The following is a 20,704-nucleotide window of genomic DNA, read 5'->3' on the forward strand; positions in this document are numbered from 1 at the left end:
CCGAGTTGAATTATGCTAAAATGTAGGTAATTTAGTTTTTAGATATCCATCATGAATAAAGGAGAATTGAAAATGAGAAAACTCGTTCTATTCCTGCACGCATCGCTTGACGGTTTTGTAGAAGGGCCTAAAGGTGAAATGGACATTGGCTGGGTTTCCTACGATGCTGATTTGGAGAAACACGCGAAGGAAATTCTGAGTACAGCCGACACTGTTATTTGGGGACGCGGGACTTATCAGATGATGCACAGTTACTGGCCCTCTGTGCCTTCGAACCCATCTGCTACGCAGCATGAACTGAATCATGCCGAGTGGATTGAAAAGACAGCCAAAATCGTTTTTTCCACGACACTGGAGAAAGCCGAATGGAACAATTCCAGACTTGTGAAAGAAAATGTCAGGGAAGAGATCAAGAACCTCAAAGAGCAGCCAGGCAAGGATATGGTTATCCTCGGCAGTCCTAGGTTCGCTCACTACCTTATGCAGCTTGATTTAATAGATGAGTATAAGATTACAGTTTCTCCCGTCCTGATCGGCAGCGGGTTACCCTTATTCCAAGGTGTAAAGGAGAAGATCAATCTTAAGCTTATCGAAAACAAGACCTTTGATTCTGGAGCCATAGGTCTCGTTTACCAGACGGTTAGATGACCGTTGTCCGGGTTCATCCATAGCGTCGGCTTTTAGTGCAGGAAATATCTTCTTGTCTACTTTTCCATAGATTATTGATAAGGTGGAGAGAGTATGGACTAAGAGGTGATGTATGATCATGAATAGAAAACACTGTTTATTCTGTGATGAGATGGTCCCTGTGAAGCCTGAAGGTGAATATGACAGATATGAAGGTTGTTCTTGTTCACCAGGCGGGTTCTATGACTTGCTGAGGGACAGCTATGAAGCTATTCATTCACTCCCGCACCAAAAGAAACGTGATATGCTTCATATCGTATCAGCTTATATCCGTGAAATGACCGATTGTGGTGTACAGGTTACACTATCCAATGACGATTTAGAATCCATAACAAATTCCCCGAAAATCCCTGTGACTATTGAGGACAAAGGGAACCGGTTCAATCAATATTTGTACAGGCATTCCGAAGGCCCGGGAGAACCGGTTGTCATTCAGCCACTCTCCAGCAGCTATAACCTGACGTATTCTCCCAACCTGCAAGAGCTGGTATATATCCTTGATAAACTGATCGGCGAGCAGCTGCTCATCCGGGAAGGCATGACCTTTAAGCTTACAGACAAGGGATGGAGCGAGGCCGCAGCCATCGCTGGGGGAAAGAAATTAAAGCCATGCTTCGTCCTCATTCCAGATGATGAGGATCAGCGCATAGAGTGGCTGGAAATGCTGTTGCCGAAAATCGAGCAGTTCGGTTATATGCCGCACTTGCTTCGTGATGAAAAAGCTCAGAATCAGGACAACTATTCCCTTGAGCGTATCGGGGACAGCAAATTGATGATCGCGGACTTGACCAGTCATTCTCCAGAGGTGTATTTTACAGCAGGATACGCGCTTGGATTGAACATCCCGGTGATCTGGACTGTGCACAGCAGTGAAGCCGGTAAACTGTGGGTACAAGTCAAAGATATCCGTCCAATCGTCTATGATACCGCTGAAGAACTGGCCATAATCCTGCAGCAGAGGTTGAGTTATGACCGGACAGTTGAGTTTCAGGACACGGACCGGTAAATGTAGAGGTTTCGGGAGATATAAATAAAGACTTCAGTGAGAAATCGCTCCTTTGTAGAGATGGTTGGGTGTCCCCTCCATTTATCAATAGGGCGGTTTTTTTGCTGTGTAACCAAAAAGATTTCTACCCGTATTAGGGTTATGATTAGGATGCTCATAAAAAATTTAAGCAGAGGTAATGAATGCATATGAATGAGAAGATTACAGATCAGGGTGAGACGGTGTACAGGGTGGCGGAGCTTAAGGCAGCTCAGTATTTTGCATCCCTTAATATACAGGTTATGGACAAAACGTATATCCCTGCTTTGACCAAAGATATTCTGTTGTGGAAACGGAACCATGTTCATAAAATTTCGTGGCTGTCTTTTTTTTCGCGGGGGAAGAAAAGTGCGGATTCCCGGGACTATGATAAATATATAGCATGGCTGAATGATAACGGTAAGTTAGATGACTACTTGGATCGAAGCATTTCCTATATTTATATGAGAGACTTAGGGAAAGCGCTTGACGATCCCCGCACAAAGGCACGAATTCAGCGGGTAGTCACCGACACGAAGAATCACTTGGTTCCTTCCGATGCAACCGTAAGGGGGAGCCGTCCCGAATCCATCAGCGTAGCCGGATTTTTCCGATGGGCCCAGAAGGAAGGTATAGAAACCACGGCCATTTGGCTGATAGAGAAACTTAAAAATGTCGCCACTCATATCCCGAAGGAAATGGATGCCGATCAAGCCGAACGCAAACTAATCAAAATCATTGTCGGGGTCGTCCTGCATGTGGTAGAAGATATGGATGAGAATACAACGTCCGCAGAACGTACCCGAAGACTGGATGAAGCCATTCGGATTGGCTATTCCTATGGTTTGACGTATCCTTTTATTGACGATCTTCTGGATTCTAAGGTTTTAACAGCTCCGGAGAAAGAACAATATTCCAGCATGATACGAACCGCACTTCTAACTGGGGGTGTGCCGGAGCTTAACGAGTGGCCCGGAATGAACATGGAGATCATTCAATATGTCCATGCAGAGCTAACGAATGCGTTCGAATATATCAAGAGTCTTCAGAAGCCAGAGACAGAGACAACCTTTTTTGAGCAATCGTATGTGTTTTTTCATTCCCAGGATATAGACCGCAATAAGGAGATCAATAATACGGAATACAGCAACGAGGAGCTCTATATCCCTATCATTATAAAATCCTCATCCTCCCGGTTAATTGTCCGTTCCGTAATTGGCGCACAAGCAGATGAAGGGTTTGATGAGCGGACCTTTTATTATGGTATCTACAATCAGCTGGCTGACGATTTTGCGGATATGTTTGACGATATGAAGGACGGAGCGGTAACCCCATATACCTACTATTTGAAATACCGGCATGAGCGTTCGGATCTGATCAACCCCTATGAATTATACTGGACGGTCATCTGCCATCTGATCCATAATGTATACCACTCCGACTCGAAGACCCTTGAGGTCATTCTGGACCGTGCAATTAACGGACTCAAACGCTGTAAAGCACGCATCGGCACAGAAAAGTATAATGAGATCATGGGGATTTTCGCCTCCGGGAATCCGGAATTCAATCAGCTCGTGCAGCAAATGGTTCGGAAAGCAGATCAAGTGGATTTCTTCGACAAGCTGCTGCGGGACCAGATCAATACCGATTTGAAGAATAACCGGAAGGAAAAAGAAGATTTTCAGCGTACCGTTCACACGGTGAGGGATCAAATTAACGAATTGCTGAAGATTCCCAGGCCGGACGGAATTCCTCCGATGAAGGAATCGCTGATTGAGGCTGCAAATTATAGTCTGACCGGAGACGGGAAGCGGATTCGGCCTATTTTGACCTGGGTCCTCGGGGTCGAGGTGTATGGACTTCAGCCTGCTGCAATTGAGCCGCTGCTCCGATCATTGGAATTCATGCATACCGCATCTTTGATCTTTGATGATCTGCCTTCCCAGGATAATGCATCAACCCGCAGAGGACGGCCAACCTTGCATCAGGTGCATAATAGCGCCACAGCAGAATTAACGGGTCTCTATCTGATTCAGAAGGCCATTCAAGAACAAGCGTCGCTGAAGGCTTTCAATCCGGAAACCGTGCTGGCGCTGATGCGATATTCGGCAGAAAAGGCAGAGGACATGTGCATGGGGCAAGTCATGGATTTGCAATCCAAAGGTATCCCATTAACTCTGGAGCAGTTGAATATGATGTGTTTTTATAAAACGGGGTTGGCGTTTGAAGCCTCTCTGGTGATGCCAGCCATTCTTGCTGAGGTGCAGCCTGCGGAAATCACTGCCTTGAAGACATTCGCCTATCATGCAGGCATTGCCTTTCAGATCAAAGATGATTTGCTTGATTTGGAGGGGGATCATCAGTTGCTTGGCAAAAACACCCGTATGGATGTGGAGAATAATAATTCAACCTTTGTATCTATACTTGGTCCGGAAGCTGCCAGAATCGAGATGTGGGATCACTATTGCCACGCTGTGGAAGCACTGGGTGCGATTCCCCGCAAAATCACTTTTCTGAAGCATTTATTGGACTATATCATTAGCCGAAACCGCTAAAATTAAGGAAGCAGTGAGGGGTTAATATGAATAAAACCGAACGGCAGCTCGCCATTACACTTGAACTGCAGCGGAGCAAGGTGCTAAGAGCGGAAGATTTGGCTGCTCAATTCGAGACGAGCGTACGGACGATATACCGCGACATTCAGGCTCTGAGCGAAGCTGGAGTTCCGATTGTCGGTGCCCCTGGACAGGGATATTCCCTGATGGATGGGTATTTCCTGCCGCCAGTCGGCTTCACCGCTGAGGAGGCCGTGGCCCTGATCATGGGGACGGATTTCATCGAACAGAGGCTGGATTCCTTGTATGGCAGCGTGGCTAAGACGTCCCGTCGCAAAATTGAGGCGATCCTGCCAGAGCCGGTACGTTTTGAATCCACACGGGTGCGGGAAACGATGCGCCTTCTTCACACCAGTGAACCAGTAACCGGAATTAAGGAAAGGGACTATCTTGGAGAAGCCAGGCGTGCCATTCTTGAGCGGCGCAAATTAAGTTTCACGTATCAGAAAACATTGCCTGAATCTGACGGAAACCGGAAGAGCAGACGTGAGGTTGCTCCCTATGGGCTGATGTTCATTCAGGGGAATTGGATTTTGATCGCACGCTGCGACCTTCGGCAGGATATCCGCCATTTCCGGTTATCACGGATGACGGAGCTTGCTATGCTGGAAGAGCCGTTTCTTGTACCGCCCGGGTTTGACCTGAGCCGTTACCGCCAAAAGGATGACCGGAACTTACAGGTGCTGGTTCGGGTGAACCCTGAGATAGCCGATAGAATCCTGGAGACCGGTAATTTCTATATGGAATCGACGGAGGAGAGAACGGACGGTCTATTATTCACCTTTCGAGTCCGGCACCCGGAGGAACTGCTGCCATATGTCCTTAGCTGGGGCGGGAATGTAGAAGTACTCGAACCGGAGTCTTTCCGCTGCCGGATCCGGGAAGAGGCTGATAAAATATTAAAACGCTACTGATACACAAAGTGACCATACGCATAATCCTATGGCCGCAATCGTGTATATTTATAGTATGAATAGATGGATTTTGAAACTTTCAAAATGTGATTGTAATCCTCCTTTTTGTTTAGTCTCCGATATAGAATGAAATTGCTGATAAACATTATCATTCAGGAGGCTAAGCAGATGAACACAGAATACAAGATTGCCAAAGATACTTATTGGGTGGGTAAAATAGACAACCGGGAGGTACCCTTTCATCGTCTGATCCTGGCGAAAGGAACCACCTATAACTCCTACCTGCTAAAAACGGGTAAACCTACAGTGATTGACACCGTAGATATGGAGTTCGGACGTGAATATGCGGAGCGTTTAAGCCAATTCATAGACCCTATGGATATTGAATATATCGTAATTAACCATACCGAACCCGATCATTCCGGGGGACTGGCTGCACTTTCCTCACGGGCCCTCAATGCCACGATTGTCTGTACGGCGATCGCCGTGCCGGAGCTGCAGGAAATGTACAAGCTCCACAACCGGAATTTCCTGGTTGTAAATGACGGGGATACACTGGATATCGGCGGCAAAACCTTGCTGTTCAAGGAGACACCGTACCTTCATACGGCTGAGACCATGATTACTTATTGTGTGGAAGATAAAATCCTCTTCCCTTGCGACATCTTCAGCACCCACGTTGCGGTGGAGAAGCTGTTCAGCGATGAAGCCGGATTCGACATCACGGATGATTTCAAAGGCTATTACAGTGCGATTATTCACCCGCACCGCAGATATGTCAGAACGCTGATCGATGCCGTCCAAGACCTTGATATTGAGATGATTGCGCCTTCTCACGGGTTCCTGATCCGCGAAGATATCCGTAAATATATTGATCTCTACGATGAACTTAGCCGTGAAACGTCTGAAGGCAAAAAGGCTGTAATTGTCTATACCACGCTCAAGAATAACACCAAGAAAATGGCCAATATCCTGCAGGATTGCCTGAAGGCAAATCAAATTGAGACGGAAGTATGGGATGCGGACAAGAGCACAGCGGCGGATATTCTGAGCAGCATTGCCTCTGCCGATGCCGTATTCATAGGAAGCTCCACCAGATACGCTGATATGATCGGTAACCTGGAGCCCATCCTGCAGGAGATGAAGAACATGGATTTAGAGGGCAAGCTGGCAGCGGCCTTTGGCTCCTACGGCTGGAGCGGGGAAGCGATCGAAGTGATCCAGGATTATCTGAACGCTACGAACATGATTGTACAGAGTACTTCCGAAGTCATCAAAACAACAGGGATGATCCACATCGAATTCCCGATACGGGTCCGTTTCTCGCCGAAAGCGCCCGATAAGGTACAAAAAATCAAAAATGCTGCGGAATTTGTCTCTGATCTTCTGCTCAGTTCTTACTAAGGGGGGCAGATCATGAATCGACATTATCTAATTGTTGGCAGTGGAGTGGCTGCTGTTCATGCCGCCAAGGCGATCCGCGATCAGGACCCCGATACGGAGATCACCATTCTGGGTGAGGAAGAACATTTGCCCTACAACCGGATTAAGCTGACCAAAGGCTTGTTCACCGATTTGCACAGTGAAAAGGTGCTGATCAAGAAGGAAAAGTGGTATAAAGACAACCGCATCACTGTGCAAACCTCTACCCGGGTAACAAACATTCACACAGACCGGAAGCAAGTGGTAACAGCGGACGGCAAAGTTATTCATTACCATAAGCTTCTGCTCTGTATGGGGGCGAGAAACCGTATGCTCCCAGTACAAGGTGCAGAACTGAAGAATGTCCATACGATCCGGGATATGGAAGATGCTGATTCCCTGAAAGCGAGTCTCGAAGGCGGCAACCGTATTGTTACGATCGGCGGTGGTGTACAGGGTTTGGAAACGGCATGGGCCTTACATGAAGCTGGTTATGAAGTGACGGTTGTTGAAGCGGCTCCGCGGTTAATGGCCCGCCAACTGGATGTGACATCTTCCAAGATGCTTAAACACACCCTGGAACAATCCGGTGTGAACGTTATTTTGCATTCCGGTGTGACCTCGATTACGGGTGAGGAATCCGTTGCGGGAATTACGCTTGACGATGGTTCTGCCATTGCCTGTGATCATGTAGTTTATTCGATTGGGATTGTGCCGAATACCGCTCTTGTTAAGGACACACCGATTGATACCCGTTCAGGTATTGTCGTGAATGCCAACATGGAGACCAGTGCACCCCATGTCTATGCGGCCGGAGATATAGCGGAAATGAACGGGCATGTGGAAGGTTTGTGGGGAGGAGCCATGGAGCAGGGACGTATTGCCGGTAACAATATGGCGGCTGCTGAACCTGTTGCTTACCGCAAAGCTGTTCCGGTCACCTTCTTTAATGCGTTTGGAATCTCGCTTTTTTCGATTGGAGACACCGACGAAGCACGGTGTGACCAGAGTGTGTCCGCACTGGAGAACGGGGTGTATACGCAGATATTTGCGAAAGATCACACAATGACCGGAGCTGTTTCCTGGGAGGGTGCAGCGGCCTCACTGGCCTATAAATCCGCTATCGAGACAGGCTGCAGCCTGGAAGGCATTGATCTTTCCCGAAGTATTTCAGAAATTATGACGGAAGTTAAGCGTAGATTGCAAAGCTAAATCATTGAACTTAAAAAAAGAGGAGATCAACCTAATGAAAAAATATGTATGTGAGCCTTGCGGTTATATTTATGATCCGGCGTTGGGTGATCCCGATGAGGATGTGGCACCGGGCACTGCTTTTGAAGATTTGCCTGAGGATTGGGTCTGTCCGGTCTGCGGCGAGGATACCAGTCATTTTTCACCCATCTCATAAAGAATAAGATAAAGGAGAGACCCGATATGCCGGAACATTCCTGCCAAAATGCCGCAGAGCCCTGCACCCGAAAAGTACCGATCTTCGCTTCCCTTTCTGATGCGGATCTCTCCCGGGTCAGTGCGATGATTATCCACCGGAAGTACGCCAAGGGACAGCCCTTGATTCTGGAAGAACAGCCGACGGATACCTTATACATTATTCAGCAAGGGCAAGTGAAACTGTCCAAAATGACCCCGCAGGGAAAGGAACAAATCCTGCACATTTTGACAGCCGGTGATTTTTTTGGTGAGCTGAGTATCTTCAACAGCGATGAACTCAGCAACTTTAGCGCCTATGCACTGAAGGATACCAGTATCTGCATGCTGACCAAAACAGATATGGAGCTGCTGATTATGGCGAATCCGGATATCGCGTTCAAACTGCTTAGTACGGTAACCAAAAGGCTGGCCCATACCGAGAATCTGGCGCAAAGCCTTGCTACCAAGGACCCCGAAATCCGGATTGCCTATATGATTCTGGAGCTTAGCGATGTCTATGGTAAAAATCGTGGCGGCAAGATCCATATCGATCTCCCGCTGTCCCGTGAAGAGCTGGCAAATTACGTTGGGGTTACCCGGGAGACCATTAGCCGGAAATTTGCCATCTTTGAAGATCTGGGGCTGATAGAGCTGGTTGGCAATAAGCGGATGATTATCCGGAACCGGCCCTCCTTGGAGAAATACATTGACTGAACAGTAAAGAGAAAAAAGAGTGCTCCGGAATTTAGATTCTGGCGCACTCTTTTTTTATTTTGTGTGACTAGGCTTGTTCTAATTGCATGGCCGGACCAAAAAACTCATAATGGATCTGATCCTCTTTCATCCCTATCGCCAGCAGTTCACGGATCATGGCTTCCATGAAAGGAACCGGCCCGCATACATAGGCATCACCAGCAGGATCAACGTACGACGCTAATGCTTCACGAGTGATTTGGCCGTCCGGGCCGCTTGAATAAAAGGTTTTATATTTGATATTGCTCATGTTCAGCGCATGCTTCTCGATATCATGACCAAAAGCGGCAAGCGATTCATTGCGTGCTGCATGCAGGAATACAGTAGGGCGCTCGGGCGATGACACTGCAACCGTTTCGAGCATGCTCATCATAGGCGTGATTCCAACACCGCCGGAGATAAAAGCCACCGGTGTGGTTTTTGTAGTATCCAGCAGGAATTCTCCGGCAGGTGCACTTACTTCCACAGTGTCTCCTTCGTTCACCTGCTTATGGAGGTAGACAGAGACAACACCATTCGGATCATTGTCTGCTTCCCGTTTCACCGAGATACGGAACTCATCCGGCTTCGAGGCTTGAGAGAGGCTGTACTGGCGGATCATAGTATACTGTTCGCCCGGAATCAGAACACGAACGGAGATGTACTGCCCTGGTTTGAACTCCGGTACGCCTGATCCGTCAGCTGGCTGCAGATAGAAAGAAGTAATGCTGTCGCTTTCCTGTACTTTGCGGACGACGGTAAACGGTTTGAAGAAGTTCCACCCGTTCTCTTGCTCGCGCGCTTCCTTGTACATGTTCGCTTCAACCCCAATGAAGGCAGCTGCGATCACACCGTAAGCTTCTTCCCAAGCCTTCAGGATCTCATCGGTTGCCGCGTCTCCAAGCACTTCCTTGATCGCTTTTAGCAGAAATTCACCGACAATTGGATACTGCTCCGGTTTAATACCAAGACTGACATGCTTGTGGGCGATCTGGACGACTGCCGGCAAAATGTTCTCCAGGTTGTCAATGTGAACTGCAGCTGCGTATACTGCATTCGCAAGGGCAGTCTGTTGCCGGCCTTGTGCCTGATTGGCATGATTAAATACATTTAAAAGCTCAGGGTGGGCCGCAAAGAGATTCCGGTAGAACACCGTAGTTATGGCTGTTCCATGTTCCGCTAAGACAGGGGCTGTGGATTTGACGATTTCACGTGTTTGTGTGGATAAAATGACCGTTCACTCCTCTCATTATTACAAATTTAATATATACTCTTTTGTTTTTAAAAGATATATTTAAAATACCACTTTAACAAAATGGACACTATTTGTGGTATCATTTGCAACAAAGATCACATACTTCATTTAAAGGACGGCGGAATCAATGCGGCTTACCATGTACACTGATTTTTCATTGCGTATCCTCATGTATCTCGGGGCTAAAGAGCAAAGCGAGCTTTCGACCATCCAAGACATCTCTGACGCTTATCATATATCCAAGAATCACTTAATGAAGGTGTCCCATGAGCTCGGACAAGCAGGATATATCGAAGCGGTAAGAGGCCGAGGAGGGGGAATACGCCTGGCCAAACGGCCAGAACTGATAAACATCGGTGAAGTTGTGCGCCGGATGGAGGACGATTTTCACCTTGTGGAATGCTTTAACCCTGCCGGCAACAGCTGCCCGATTACCCCGGTGTGCGGATTAAAAGGTGTGCTCGGCAGAGCACTGGCTGCCTATTTACAGGTGCTTAGTGAATATACGCTTGCAGATTTGCTGCTGAACAAGCATGATCTTCAGGCAATCTTTCATAAAGAAGTTGAACATAACCCACATGGAATCCGGTACGAATAGCATTTATTGAGAGGGCTCCTCCAGCAGCAGCCTTTCCTCATCCCTGCTGTGAATGGCATTCACTACGATAAGAGCATGAAACTGCTGAAGCACCTCCGGTGTGAGTCCATCTTCGTCAAGCATGGATTTGATATCTGCAATGATCATCCGGAGCAGCTCATGATCACGTGTCAGCTTGGTTACTGCATGCTGCAAACCGGGATTATTCATTGCCATCTCCGGGTAGAATCCCTCTTCCTCTGCTTCGGCATGACTCAGTATCCTCGTTTCCCAATATTCTACGAGGTGATCGGCTGCTTGACGCGCAACTTCGAATTCCCGTGCCTCCAGCAGGTTCTCGACTTCTTCAGTTTTAGCTATTGCACCGGACAGTCCGCCTTGATGTATGGCATGATGGGCGTGTAATTGGCGTAATGAAGGTCCTACCATTGTATATCCTCCCCCATTTTTTTCTCAGTATAACATAGAAGACCGCTGTGAAATTTCCGGTTAGGACATCCCCTTTATAAAAAGAGGGAATTCCCTAACTACAGTTGGTATAGCATACATTCCCATAACCTTATCAAAGCTCTCCTACTCCAAAGGAGGGCTTTTGACTTTTTGCGGAATCAAGGGATTTCCCGCGGGACTATAGGACATTCCCTAATGGGAACTCCGGCCGGGGGCCTCCATAATGGAGGTATTCGAATGAATAGTGAGTCGGACTCTTCCATGTCCTTCATTCTGCAAAGGAGTGTTTGTAAGCGATGAAGAAAAAATTCGGCTTGAACTTTTTTAAGCCTGTTGAAAGCTATTCCGGGAAGTGGTCCATTCTGGAGGAAAAGAATAGGGATTGGGAAGATATGTACCGCCAGCGCTGGTCCCATGATAAAGTGGTCCGCACCACGCATGGAGTGAACTGTACGGGTTCCTGCAGCTGGAAGGTTTTCGTGAAGAACGGCATTATTACCTGGGAGAATCAACAGATTGACTATCCGTCCTGCGGACCTGATATGCCGGAGTTCGAACCCCGGGGCTGCCCCAGAGGCGCAACCTTTTCCTGGTATGAATATAGTCCGCTTCGGGTGAAATACCCCTATATGAGAGGGAAACTGTGGCGGCTGTGGAAGGCAGCACTTCAGGAGCATGACAACCCCGTGGATGCTTGGGCAAGTATCGTGGAAGACCCGGAGAAAGCGGATCTCTATAAAAAAGCCCGGGGGAAAGGCGGTCATATCCGGGTTGCATGGGACGATGCGCTTCGTCTGATATCGGCACAGCTAATCTATACCATACGAAAATATGGGCCTGACCGGATTGCCGGTTTTACTCCGATTCCGGCGATGTCGATGGTCAGCTATGCTTCGGGTGCGCGGTTCATCTCGCTCATTGGCGGACAAATGCTCAGCTTTTACGACTGGTATGCTGATCTGCCTCCGGCTTCACCGCAAATTTGGGGCGAGCAGACGGATGTACCTGAATCCTCAGATTGGTATAATGCCGGCTATTTGATCATGTGGGGCTCGAATGTACCGTTAACCCGGACACCAGATGCTCACTTCATGACCGAGGTCCGGTATAAAGGAACCAAAGTGGTATCCGTAGCACCGGATTTGGCGGAGAACGTCAAATTTGCTGATAACTGGCTCGCACCTAATCCAGGTACCGATGCTGCATTGGCACAGGCAATGACTCATGTGATTTTGAAGGAATTCTATAATGAACGTAAAGAACCTATGTTCATGGATTATGCCAAGCAGTTTACGGACATGCCCTTCATCATCCTCCTGGACCCTCATGAGCAATCCTTAAAGGGCGGCCGTTTCCTGCGTGCCAGCGATCTCGGTGATTCTTCTCCACATGCAGACTGGAAACCTGTAATCTATGATTCGGGTTCCGGGGAGCTGATTGTGCCTAACGGTACGATGGGGCAGCGCTGGGAGACGGATAAGAAATGGAATCTGATTCTCGAACGGGAGGACGGAACGACGATTGACCCTGCGTTATCTGTCGATGGTCATGCCGAGCAGTGGGTAGAAATTGTATTCCCTTACTTCGATCAAGCGGGGAATGGTACATTCAGTCGGATGATTCCGGCAATAAAAATACGGCTTGCTGACGGAACGGAACGGTACGGCGCAACCGTGTATGATCTGATGATGAGTCAATACGGGATCAGCAGGATAGAGAGTCTTCACAGCGCCAAGGATTATGACGATAGCGCTTCGCACTATACCCCTGCATGGCAGGAGAACATTACAGGTGTGAAATCCAGTGTCGTGGTCCAGATTGCCCGAGAATTTGCCCAGAACGCCATCGATACCGGCGGACGCTCCATGATCATCATGGGTGCCGGGATTAATCACTGGTTCAATAGCGACACCATCTACCGCTCCATATTGAACCTTGTGGTCCTTACGGCGTCCCAAGGAGTAAATGGCGGCGGCTGGGCGCATTATGTCGGTCAAGAAAAATGCCGCCCGATCGAGGGATGGTCTACCATCGCCTTCGCGAAGGATTGGCAGGGCATATCCCGGCAGCAGAATGCTACGTCGTTCTTCTATTTTGCGACAGAACAATGGCGTTACGAAGAGAGTGGTACCGATTCGCTCAAGTCACCGACAGCAGGAGAGGTAGCCTACCAGCACCCCGCTGATTACAATGTACTTGCGGCAAGGCTGGGCTGGCTGCCATCCTTCCCGCAGTTTAATAAAAATAGTCTCTTGTTCGCGGAAGAAGCTGCTCAGCAGGGGAAGAAATCCAACGCTGAGATTATCAATCATACGCTGGAGGAGATCAAATCACGGACGACCCGTTTTGCCGTGGAAGATCCGGGCGCACCGGAGAACTTCCCGCGAACCTTGTTTATTTGGCGCTCGAATCTGATATCCAGCTCCGCGAAAGGACAGGAATACTTCATGAAGCATCTGCTCGGCGCATCGGATGGCCTGCTTGCCCGGCCGAATGAAGAGCAGAAGCCTGAAGAAATCGTCTGGCGGGAGGATGTAGAAGGCAAGCTGGATCTAATGGTCGCGCTGGATTTCCGGATGACGACAACGCCGCTGTATGCAGATATCGTTCTTCCGGCAGCAACCTGGTATGAGAAGACGGATTTATCATCTACGGATATGCATCCATTTGTTCATCCGTTTAATCCTGCGGTCAATCCGCTGTGGGAATCCCGTTCGGATTGGGATATATACCGCCAGCTCTCGGAAGTTTTCTCGGAAATGGCGAAATCAGAGCTGCCGGGTGTCTATAAGGATCTGGTTGCCACACCGCTTGCTCATGATTCCATCAGTGAGATTTCACAGCCGATGGGTTTGGTCAAAGATTGGGCCAAGGGTGAAGTGGAAGCTATTCCTGGTAAAACAATGCCGAATCTGAGTATTGTGGAACGGGATTATACCAAGATCCATGATAAATACATTTCACTCGGACCTAATCTGATCACCGGCAAAGCAGGCGCACATGGCATCAGCTTCTCCGTGGCTGAGGAATATGAAGAGCTGAAGCGTCTGAACGGAGTTTTTTATGATGATTCGATTAAAGACGGCTTGCCCAAAATTCAAACCGCACGCCAGGTAGCGGACACGATTCTTCATCTGTCATCCGCAACCAATGGCCGGGTGTCCCAGAAAGCCTACGCACAAGCGGAGAAGGATTCCGGCGTAGTGTTAAGGGATATCTCAGCCGACCGGGCTGCAGAAAAAATTACTTTCCATAGCATCACTGCACAGCCACGGGAAGTGATTCCTACACCGGTATTCAGCGGCTCTAACAAGCAAGGGCGCCGATATTCGCCGTTCACCACCAATATTGAACGTCTTGTCCCGTTCCGGACATTGACAGGCAGGCAGCATTTCTACATTGATCACGAGATCTTCCAGCAGTTTGGAGAAGCGTTGCCAATCTATAAACCTACCTTGCCGCCCATGGTATTTGGACCGCGCGACAAAGAAGTGAAGGGCGGGCAGGATGCGCTTGTCCTCCGGTACTTAACGCCGCACGGCAAATGGAATATTCACTCGACCTACCAGGACAACCAGCATATGCTGACCCTGTTCCGCGGGGGGCCAACGGTGTGGATCAATAACGAGGATGCCGAGCAGCACGGTATAGCCGATAATGATTGGCTGGAAGTCTATAACCGGAACGGCGTGGTCACTGCCCGCGCCGTAGTCAGCCACCGGATGCCCAGAGGCACCATGTTCATGTATCACGCGCAAGACAAGCATATTCAAGTTCCCGGCTCCGAGATCACAGATACGCGTGGCGGCAGTCATAATGCACCCACCCGAATTCATCTTAAGCCCACCCAGATGGTTGGGGGTTACGCACAGCTCAGCTATGGTTTCAACTACTATGGTCCAATCGGCAACCAGCGTGATGTATACGTAGCGGTGCGAAAAATGAAGGAGGTTAACTGGCTTGAAGATTAAAGCGCAAGTTGCAATGGTGATGAATCTGGATAAGTGCATAGGCTGTCATACCTGCAGCGTGACCTGCAAAACGACCTGGACAAACCGCAAAGGTGCGGAATACATGTGGTTTAATAATGTTGAAACGAAGCCGGGCATCGGATATCCGAAACGCTGGGAAGACCAGGAACTCTACAAGGGGGGCTGGCAGCTCCGCAAAGGCAAGCTTGAGCTGAAATCCGGCAACAAGTTGTCCAAGATTGCGCTCGGGAAGATTTTTTATAACCCGGACATGCCGGAAATGAAAGATTATTATGAACCCTGGACTTACAATTATGAGCATCTGACGGAAGCGGGGGAACAGAAGCATTCACCTGTGGCACGCGCACATTCAGCAGTAACAGGCGAGAAGATGGACCTGGAGTGGGGGCCGAACTGGGAGGATGATCTGGCCGGCGCACACGTGACCGGACCCCTTGATCCCAATATCCAGAAGATTGAAGAGGAGATCAAATTCAACTTTGAACAGTCGTTTATGATCTATCTGCCGCGCCTCTGTGAACATTGCCTCAACCCCAGCTGTGTCGCCTCTTGTCCATCGGGTGCGATGTATAAACGGGAGGAGGACGGCATTGTTCTGGTGGATCAGGAGGCCTGCCGGGGCTGGAGATATTGCATGACAGGCTGCCCTTATAAAAAAGTATATTTCAACTGGCAAACCAACAAAGCGGAAAAATGCACCTTCTGCTTCCCGCGTGTGGAGGCCGGCTTGCCAACGGTATGCTCAGAGACCTGTACCGGGCGTATCCGTTATCTTGGCGTACTGCTCTACGACGCAGACAAGGTGCTGGAGGCTGCTTCGACACCGGATGAGAAAGATCTGTACAAAGCTCAATGTGATTTGTTTATGAACCCTCATGATCCTGAAGTTATTGCCCAGGCCAGAAAAGACGGGATCTCAGAAGATTGGCTGGAAGCCGCCCAGAATTCGCCGGTCTACAAGCTCGCCATTGAGCACAAGCTCGCGTTCCCGCTGCACCCGGAATACCGGACCCTGCCGATGGTATGGTATGTACCTCCGCTCAGCCCGATTATGAACTACTTTGAAGGGAAGGATTCTCTAAAGAATCCGGACATGATCTTTCCGGCGATCGAGGAAATGCGGACACCGATTCAGTATTTGGCCAATATGCTGACTGCTGGTGACACGCAGACTGTAAAAGAAGCTCTGCAGCGGATGGCTATGATGCGCTCCTATATGCGAGCCAAGTCAGCCAATCTACCCTTCGATCCGAGCCGTCTTGAGCGTGTAGGCCTGACCGCACAGCAGACGGAACAGATGTACCGTCTTTTGGCTATTGCCAAATATGAGGACCGCTTCGTGATTCCGACTTCGCATAAGGAACAAACCATGAATCCTTACCGTGCCCAAGGTTCAGCAGGGTACGGTAACCGGATGGGAGATATGGGTTCCGGGTTCGGGTCGGGATGTGATGGCTGCGGACCGGCAGATGGGGCCGGTTCAGAGACGAAGACCGCGAAGGAAATCTACGAAGAGAACTTCTACGGAGGGATTTGGCGTGATTGACTTAACGAAGCTGTGTACATTCAAGCCTTCTTTCGGGTACTATGCCCTGCAGCTGATGTATCCGGAAAAGCAGGATTTTCAACAGTCTTTTCAGGATGAGGCGTTCGAAGTGGGGCATCCGGCTTACAATCATGTGCAAAGGTATGGGGCGCTCATGCAGTGCTACAGTTTGGATGAAATCCAGGAACGGTATGCAGCAACATTTGATTTTCAGCGGGACTGTGCACTTTATATGACCTATTTTAAGTTTGAGGATGCCAAGGAGCGCGGTCAAATCCTAGCGAAACTGAAAATGCTCTATGAAATGTACGGCCTTGAAATGCCGGAAGGGGAGCTGCCGGATTATTTGCCGCTCATGTGTGAATTTCTATATGCAGCTGAATGGCGTAACGATCCCCGGGCACCCGAGAATTTCCGGATGCTGATTGCGGTTCTTGAGGATGGAACGTACCACTTGCTCCAGGCGCTGGACAAAAATGAAAGTCCGTATTTTCATCTGGTGAAGGGCCTTCGGGAAACACTCAAAGCTTGCATCGAACAGGAGGCTTTCAGTCAATGAATATGTTCGATCAATTCTTATGGGTCATAATTCCTTACATTTGTTTAGTTATTTTTATCGTCGGGCATATTTACCGTTACCGGAGAGACCAGTTCAACTGGACGGCCAAATCCAGTGAGTTCATCGAGAAGAAACAGTTGAAATATGGGAGTATTCTCTTTCATCTTGGAATAATTCCGGTTATATTCGGGCATATCGGCGGCCTAGTTGTTCCGAAATCATGGATGGAGGCTGTGGGTGTAAGTGAACACACGTATCACATTGGGGCTGTATATATCGGTGGGATTTTTGGAATAGCCACCCTTGCCGGGATGCTGATTCTTACCTCGCGCCGATTTACGCTCAAGAATGTCCGGCGGCTTAGCAGCGCATCTGATTTGATTGTAAATTCTCTGCTCTTGTTCATTGTATTTATGGGCATGTACTCCACCCTTGTTACCAATGCCGTACAGCCTGAATTTGATTACCGGGAGACCATTTCCGTATGGTTCCGCGGCTTGTTCATGTTCAGACCCGATCCTTCGTTAATGACAACGGTGCCGCTTTCTTTTAAAATTCACGTCTTGTCGGGTTTCGCCATCTTCGCATTTTGGCCCTTTACCCGGCTTGTTCATGTATGGAGTGTTCCGTTGAATTATGTAGGCAGAAGTTATATTCTATACAGAAGACATAAATCGAATTAATGGAAAGTAAGTGAGCACTTCTTTCCCTGTTCAAATAGGAGAGAAAACGATGAAAAACAAGGTCGATTATCAGCTGGAACTAGACCAAATCCGTGAAGCACTAGGGTATGACTTCATGTCATTGGCACTTGCCGACCCTGCAGAATATGACTATGTCATCCGATGGAAATACGCCTCCGGCAATCTGAATTCCCGGTATAAACGGATTGTTCTTCAGTCGGGAAGAGGGGTGGCGGGAATAGTATTCAAGACCGGAAAGTCGTTTTTGCTCTCTTCAGTAAAAGAACAGGTACAGCAAGAAATGCTGTTTAATTATCCGATAGTTAAATCTGAGGAACTGCAAAGCATCGGGGCAGTACCGCTTTGGAATGATGCCCGCGTCGCTGGTGTGCTTCTCGGCGGTTTCCGGGGAATTCAGCAGGTGAATGAAATGATGTTGAAGGATCTGGAGAATACGTCACGCAAGGGTATTGGAGACTTGAACGGGAAGGAATTGTTGCTGAGTTGATGCTGCCAACCGGGATGGATTCACTAAATATTCTGATGCTGAAGCTGTTCGAGAACAGCAGGGAGGCTATCTTCTTTTTTGACAGGGAAGGAAAGACGCTGGCAATGAATCCGGCGGCCTCCAGTATTGTGGACAATGACTTTCTGAACCAGCTGGAGCAAGGGAATTCCCTTGCCCTCTGCGGTACATGCAGGGGTTATACCAGTGACCAGGAGCTCCGCACCTGTCTCAACTGCTTTTTTCATACGCCGGAATCTGAGGATTTCACCTCTTACCAGGTCTACCTTGAGACAAAATATAAAGGGATTGTCCCCTACACAGCAAGCTTTCATACCATAGATTCCAAGAATGGAATTCGGGTGTTAATGCTCCGGGATCTAACCAGACAATTCAAGACCCAAGAGAAATTTTATCAGAATAAAATGATGAAGCATGTGATTGAAGCCCAAGAGAATGAGCGCAAACGGATTTCCCGTGAGCTGCATGACAGCGTCGCACAGGAGCTTATGAGCGCTGTAGTGGATTTGCGGGTGCTTAAGTATATGACCGCAGATGACAACATTCTTAAGAAGGTGAAGCAGACAGAAGTATCCATGACGCGGCTCTTGAACGATATCCGCAATCTCTCCGTGGAGCTTCGCCCGGCTGCTCTCGATGATTTCGGACTTGAAGCAGCCTTTCGCTCACACTTTAAACGGCTGGAGCAAATCTACGGGCTCATTATAGAATTTGAATCCGATCTCTCAGAGAACCGCTATGACAGTGAAATAGAAACGGTGATGTACCGGGTCTGTCAGGAAGCTGTGCTCAATGCTCTTAAGTATGCACAGGTAGACTTGGTCCAAGTAAAACTTACCGAGCGGGACGGAATGCTGAAACTCACGATCGAAGATGAAGGTATCGGATTTAGCCCAGGGGATGAGCCGAGTGGCACCGGACTGGGATTATACGGCATGCAGGAGCGGGCAGAATTAGTAGGAGGCAGCTTCAGCATAAGGACGGAGACGGGAATGGGAACCTCGATTTTCATTCAAGTTCCTGTCGGAGATGGTAGTGGAAAGGAATGATCACCGGATGAAGATCGTTATCGCAGACGACCATGCCATTGTGCGCAGCGGTTTTGCCATGATTCTGAATTTCCAGGATGACATCGAAGTCATTGGTGCTGCTGCCGACGGGATTGAAGCCTATGCGTTGGTAGCAAAATGCAGGCCGGATATCCTGATCATGGATCTTAGCATGCCCCCAGGAGAGAGCGGACTAATTGCAACAGGCAAAATCAAGGAGGATTACCCCGATACCAAAATATTGATTCTGACCATGCATGATGATGAAGAATATCTGTTCCATGTCCTGAAGAACGGAGCGTCAGGTTATGTGCTGAAAAGTGCGCCGGATGAGGAGCTTTTACTGGCTATTCGCACCATCCATCAGGGAGGAACCTATATTCACCCCAAATTGGCTACCTCCCTGGTCCGTGAATTTATTAAAAAGGACAAAACAGCCGCTTCAGAAGACCCGTTTGAATTGCTGTCCAAGCGGGAGCTGGAGATTTTGCCGCTGATCGCCAAAGGCTACGGAAATAAAGAGATCGCTGAAAGGCTGTTTATCTCCGTGAAGACAGTTGAAGCCCATAAATCAAAGATCATGGAAAAATTACACCTGAAGAGCCGGCCCGAGCTGGTCGAATATGCCTTGAAAAAAAAGCTGCTGGATTTCTAAGCACGGATTGGAGGATATATATGCCAAATTCCGCCGGTTTGTCCGCTACTTCTCCCGCTATGCGCATTCTAGAGAACGAGCACCGCTATTTGTCCTTTCTGATGCAAGAATGGCATACGATTGTTCTTTCTTTTGAACAAGACGACCTCCCGGGCGAGGAGGAAGCCAGGCACAGGATCAGGGAGCTGCGGAGGCTCATTATGGAGTTTCAGATTCCGCTTGCCAAGCATACACAAAAAGAAGAAGAACATTTTTTCCCGCTGCTCGGAAGCTACATAGGTTTTGAACAAGGGCCGCTGGTTGGTATTCAGGAAGAGCATGTGGAGATCGATGGATATTTGGGTCATTTCCTTCACCATACGGCAGGCGATTTGGAACTGGTGCCGCTGGCAAAGATGATATCCGCCGTGAAGGATGCCGGAGAGGCTTTTGAAATATTAACCGTTCATTTGGTCAAAGAAGAAGCGGTCATTTTTCCAATGGCTGAAACTCAGCTGAGCGAGCCGGATCATAAACGGCTTTTCTCTAGAATGAATACGCTCATTACATGAAATCTGCATACGGCTTCA

The 20,704-nt window shown here is 48.6% G+C and carries 19 protein-coding genes; 17 read left to right on the forward strand and 2 right to left on the reverse strand.

Annotated features, from left to right (window positions below; translation table 11 throughout):
• Positions 1–72: 72 nt before the first annotated feature.
• The 8 genes from A3844_RS30385 (at position 73) to A3844_RS30420 (ending at position 8,804) form a co-directional block, all read left to right on the forward strand.
• On the forward strand, positions 73–648 hold the full coding sequence (locus tag A3844_RS30385) for a dihydrofolate reductase family protein (protein WP_074109444.1): 576 nt from the start codon (positions 73–75) through the stop codon (positions 646–648).
• Positions 649–766: 118 nt separating this feature from the next.
• Complete coding sequence (locus A3844_RS30390) at positions 767–1,693, forward strand: hypothetical protein (protein ID WP_074109494.1); 927 nt, start codon at positions 767–769, stop codon at positions 1,691–1,693.
• Between the two features lie 188 nt (positions 1,694–1,881).
• Entirely contained in the window at positions 1,882–4,266 is a 2,385-nt protein-coding gene (locus A3844_RS30395; RefSeq protein WP_083607111.1) for a polyprenyl synthetase family protein, read from the forward strand.
• Between the two features lie 26 nt (positions 4,267–4,292).
• Positions 4,293–5,240, forward strand: a complete 948-nt coding sequence (locus tag A3844_RS30400) for a helix-turn-helix transcriptional regulator (RefSeq protein ID WP_074109446.1) — start codon at positions 4,293–4,295, stop codon at positions 5,238–5,240.
• Between the two features lie 168 nt (positions 5,241–5,408).
• Positions 5,409–6,644: an FprA family A-type flavoprotein gene (locus A3844_RS30405; protein WP_074101879.1), complete on the forward strand. Its 1,236-nt coding sequence runs from the start codon at positions 5,409–5,411 to the stop codon at positions 6,642–6,644.
• A gap of 12 nt (positions 6,645–6,656) precedes the next feature.
• The gene (locus A3844_RS30410; protein ID WP_074101878.1) at positions 6,657–7,874 is read left to right on the forward strand and encodes an NAD(P)/FAD-dependent oxidoreductase; all 1,218 of its coding nucleotides are present in this window, start codon (positions 6,657–6,659) and stop codon (positions 7,872–7,874) included.
• 34 nt (positions 7,875–7,908) lie between these two features.
• Positions 7,909–8,070, forward strand: a complete 162-nt coding sequence (rd, locus tag A3844_RS30415; RefSeq protein WP_046503928.1) for a rubredoxin — start codon at positions 7,909–7,911, stop codon at positions 8,068–8,070.
• 26 nt (positions 8,071–8,096) lie between these two features.
• Positions 8,097–8,804 (forward strand): Crp/Fnr family transcriptional regulator, encoded by a 708-nt coding sequence (locus A3844_RS30420; RefSeq protein WP_074101877.1) that lies wholly within the window; start codon positions 8,097–8,099, stop codon positions 8,802–8,804.
• Positions 8,805–8,871: 67 nt separating this feature from the next.
• On the opposite strand, the gene hmpA is transcribed toward A3844_RS30420, so the two are convergent.
• Entirely contained in the window at positions 8,872–10,053 is a 1,182-nt protein-coding gene (hmpA, locus tag A3844_RS30425) for an NO-inducible flavohemoprotein (protein ID WP_074109447.1), read from the reverse strand.
• A gap of 151 nt (positions 10,054–10,204) precedes the next feature.
• Here hmpA and A3844_RS30430 point away from each other — a divergent pair, with 151 nt between their 5' ends.
• Entirely contained in the window at positions 10,205–10,675 is a 471-nt protein-coding gene (locus tag A3844_RS30430) for an RrF2 family transcriptional regulator (protein WP_074109448.1), read from the forward strand.
• Positions 10,676–10,678: 3 nt separating this feature from the next.
• Here the strand turns inward: A3844_RS30430 and A3844_RS30435 are convergent, their stop codons facing one another.
• Positions 10,679–11,104, reverse strand: coding sequence for a hemerythrin domain-containing protein (locus A3844_RS30435; RefSeq protein ID WP_074101874.1), 426 nt, complete (start codon positions 11,102–11,104; stop codon positions 10,679–10,681).
• 317 nt (positions 11,105–11,421) lie between these two features.
• On the opposite strand from A3844_RS30435, the gene A3844_RS30440 reads away from it, so the two are divergent.
• From A3844_RS30440 to A3844_RS30475, 8 genes are read left to right on the forward strand one after another with little or no spacing between them, the layout of a single operon-like run.
• A complete protein-coding gene (locus A3844_RS30440) occupies positions 11,422–15,096 on the forward strand; it encodes a nitrate reductase subunit alpha (RefSeq protein ID WP_074109449.1) in 3,675 nt (1,224 codons plus the stop codon).
• The gene (gene narH, locus A3844_RS30445; RefSeq protein WP_074109450.1) at positions 15,086–16,663 is read left to right on the forward strand and encodes a nitrate reductase subunit beta; all 1,578 of its coding nucleotides are present in this window, start codon (positions 15,086–15,088) and stop codon (positions 16,661–16,663) included. The genes A3844_RS30440 and narH overlap by 11 nt, the downstream gene beginning before the upstream one ends.
• On the forward strand, positions 16,656–17,222 hold the full coding sequence (gene narJ / locus A3844_RS30450; protein ID WP_074109451.1) for a nitrate reductase molybdenum cofactor assembly chaperone: 567 nt from the start codon (positions 16,656–16,658) through the stop codon (positions 17,220–17,222). The genes narH and narJ overlap by 8 nt, the downstream gene beginning before the upstream one ends.
• Positions 17,219–17,905 carry a respiratory nitrate reductase subunit gamma gene (gene narI, locus A3844_RS30455; RefSeq protein ID WP_074109452.1) on the forward strand — a complete coding sequence of 229 codons (687 nt, stop codon included), beginning with the start codon at positions 17,219–17,221 and terminating at the stop codon, positions 17,903–17,905. Before narJ ends, narI begins: the two co-directional genes overlap by 4 nt.
• Positions 17,906–17,954: 49 nt before the next feature.
• Positions 17,955–18,413: a GAF domain-containing protein gene (locus A3844_RS30460; RefSeq protein ID WP_074109453.1), complete on the forward strand. Its 459-nt coding sequence runs from the start codon at positions 17,955–17,957 to the stop codon at positions 18,411–18,413.
• Positions 18,413–19,480, forward strand: a complete 1,068-nt coding sequence (locus tag A3844_RS30465; RefSeq protein WP_425270629.1) for a sensor histidine kinase — start codon at positions 18,413–18,415, stop codon at positions 19,478–19,480. Before A3844_RS30460 ends, A3844_RS30465 begins: the two co-directional genes overlap by 1 nt.
• Positions 19,481–19,487: 7 nt before the next feature.
• Positions 19,488–20,135, forward strand: a complete 648-nt coding sequence (locus tag A3844_RS30470) for a response regulator (RefSeq protein WP_074109455.1) — start codon at positions 19,488–19,490, stop codon at positions 20,133–20,135.
• Positions 20,136–20,155: 20 nt separating this feature from the next.
• Positions 20,156–20,686, forward strand: a complete 531-nt coding sequence (locus A3844_RS30475) for a hemerythrin domain-containing protein (RefSeq protein ID WP_074101866.1) — start codon at positions 20,156–20,158, stop codon at positions 20,684–20,686.
• Positions 20,687–20,704: the final 18 nt, after the last annotated feature.

Source organism: Paenibacillus helianthi (genome assembly GCF_001909055.1).
In the GTDB taxonomy this organism is placed as follows: Bacteria; Bacillota; Bacilli; order Paenibacillales; family Paenibacillaceae; genus Paenibacillus_AQ; species Paenibacillus_AQ helianthi.

Bases quoted from the DNA above. Each gene is read 5' to 3' on its own strand.
- A3844_RS30400 (WP_074109446.1), top strand. From the start codon at position 4,293: ATGAATAAAACCGAACGGCAGCTCGCCATTACACTTGAACTGCAGCGG.
- A3844_RS30410 (WP_074101878.1), top strand. From the start codon at position 6,657: ATGAATCGACATTATCTAATTGTTGGCAGTGGAGTGGCTGCTGTTCAT.
- rd (WP_046503928.1), top strand. From the start codon at position 7,909: ATGAAAAAATATGTATGTGAGCCTTGCGGTTATATTTATGATCCGGCG.
- A3844_RS30395 (WP_083607111.1), top strand. From the start codon at position 1,882: ATGAATGAGAAGATTACAGATCAGGGTGAGACGGTGTACAGGGTGGCG.
- A3844_RS30435 (WP_074101874.1), bottom strand. From the start codon at position 11,104: ATGGTAGGACCTTCATTACGCCAATTACACGCCCATCATGCCATACAT.
- A3844_RS30470 (WP_074109455.1), top strand. From the start codon at position 19,488: ATGAAGATCGTTATCGCAGACGACCATGCCATTGTGCGCAGCGGTTTT.
- A3844_RS30390 (WP_074109494.1), top strand. From the start codon at position 767: ATGAATAGAAAACACTGTTTATTCTGTGATGAGATGGTCCCTGTGAAG.
- A3844_RS30475 (WP_074101866.1), top strand. From the start codon at position 20,156: ATGCCAAATTCCGCCGGTTTGTCCGCTACTTCTCCCGCTATGCGCATT.
- A3844_RS30460 (WP_074109453.1), top strand. From the start codon at position 17,955: ATGAAAAACAAGGTCGATTATCAGCTGGAACTAGACCAAATCCGTGAA.
- narI (WP_074109452.1), top strand. From the start codon at position 17,219: ATGAATATGTTCGATCAATTCTTATGGGTCATAATTCCTTACATTTGT.
- A3844_RS30405 (WP_074101879.1), top strand. From the start codon at position 5,409: ATGAACACAGAATACAAGATTGCCAAAGATACTTATTGGGTGGGTAAA.
- A3844_RS30420 (WP_074101877.1), top strand. From the start codon at position 8,097: ATGCCGGAACATTCCTGCCAAAATGCCGCAGAGCCCTGCACCCGAAAA.
- A3844_RS30465 (WP_425270629.1), top strand. From the start codon at position 18,413: ATGCTGCCAACCGGGATGGATTCACTAAATATTCTGATGCTGAAGCTG.
- A3844_RS30385 (WP_074109444.1), top strand. From the start codon at position 73: ATGAGAAAACTCGTTCTATTCCTGCACGCATCGCTTGACGGTTTTGTA.
- A3844_RS30430 (WP_074109448.1), top strand. From the start codon at position 10,205: ATGCGGCTTACCATGTACACTGATTTTTCATTGCGTATCCTCATGTAT.
- A3844_RS30440 (WP_074109449.1), top strand. From the start codon at position 11,422: ATGAAGAAAAAATTCGGCTTGAACTTTTTTAAGCCTGTTGAAAGCTAT.